Origin of the sequence: Burkholderia sp. KCJ3K979 (genome assembly GCF_016759955.1) — a bacterium.
Lineage (GTDB): Bacteria > Pseudomonadota > Gammaproteobacteria > Burkholderiales > Burkholderiaceae > Burkholderia > Burkholderia orbicola.
This window is the reverse complement of sequence record NZ_JACFYV010000520.1, coordinates 1-255: the sequence shown is the minus strand read 5'-3', so window position 1 is coordinate 255 and position 255 is coordinate 1. Positions and strand designations below refer to the sequence as shown.

Genomic DNA, 255 nt, shown 5'->3' with positions numbered 1-255 from the left:
ACGGTCGCAAGATTAAAACTCAAAGGAATTGACGGGGACCCGCACAAGCGGTGGATGATGTGGATTAATTCGATGCAACGCGAAAAACCTTACCTACCCTTGACATGGTCGGAATCCTGCTGAGAGGCGGGAGTGCTCGAAAGAGAACCGGCGCACAGGTGCTGCATGGCTGTCGTCAGCTCGTGTCGTGAGATGTTGGGTTAAGTCCCGCAACGAGCGCAACCCTTGTCCTTAGTTGCTACGCAAGAGCACTCT

At 53.7% G+C, this 255-nt stretch carries 1 rRNA gene; it reads left to right on the top strand.

From position 1 onward, the window contains the following. A 16S ribosomal RNA gene (locus tag H3O04_RS36885) occupies positions 1 to 255 on the top strand; the annotation flags it as partial.